General features: G+C 55.7%; 1 protein-coding gene. It reads left to right on the forward strand.

From position 1 onward, the window contains the following. Window positions 1–690, forward strand: a 690-nt coding sequence (locus A3730_RS01205; RefSeq protein WP_156500746.1) for a TonB-dependent receptor, incomplete at its 5' end; no start/stop codon positions are given. Window positions 691–846: the final 156 nt, after the last annotated feature.

Consider the following 846-nt stretch of genomic DNA (forward strand, 5'->3'; position numbering starts at 1 on the left):
CATCAGGGCTTTGCGCCTGCAGGTGCGTCTTCCCAGAAAGGCACCGATGCGGAAAAGAGCGTCAACTATGAAACCGGTTTCCGCTACTGGAACGAGAACTTCAGTGCGGATGTGATCGCGTTCTACAGCGATTATGAAAACACTATCCAGAACTGCTCCATCGCTAACCCTTGCCCTAATGGTGACGATTCCGGCACCCAGAGCTTTGGTGAATCCGAAGTGCGGGGTCTGGAAGTGGGCTTGAGCAGCGTGGTCTGGGAAGGTGATAGTGGTCTTCGTGCCCCGATTCGCTTGGCTTATACCTATACCGACGGTGAAATTACCAAGGATGCGGATGATTTATCCGTGCTGGATGGTGATGTGCTGCCGTACCTGCCGGAGCACTTGGCCAGCCTGACGTTCGGCCTGGAAAAACCGGCGGCCTGGTCTGCACTGATGTCCGTCAGCCATACCGATGGTATGTGCATCGACAATAGCTGTGACCGTGCTGGTCAGGTAACCACGTTCAAACGCACCAGCGATTACGTGATTGCCGATATCGTGGCGACCTATCAGGTGAGCAGCGATATGGAAGTGTACGCCAAGGTGGACAACGTGTTCGACGATCAGGAAATCGTTTCCCGTGATCCTGCCGGCGCCCGCCCCAACAAGCCGCGTACCGGCTACGTGGGCATGAAAGTGCATTTCTAAGACAGCGGTTTGTAACCAAGGAAAAGGGGGCTTCGGCCCCCTTTTCTGTTTTCGGGCCCCTTGAAGCTACGCCTTTGCGACCCCATCTGGGATGGGCAGGGCCATCAGTGGTAGAATAGTGGCCAACCACAGCCAATACACCCTACAACCGCCAGG

The organism is Alcanivorax sp. HI0044, from assembly GCF_001634945.1.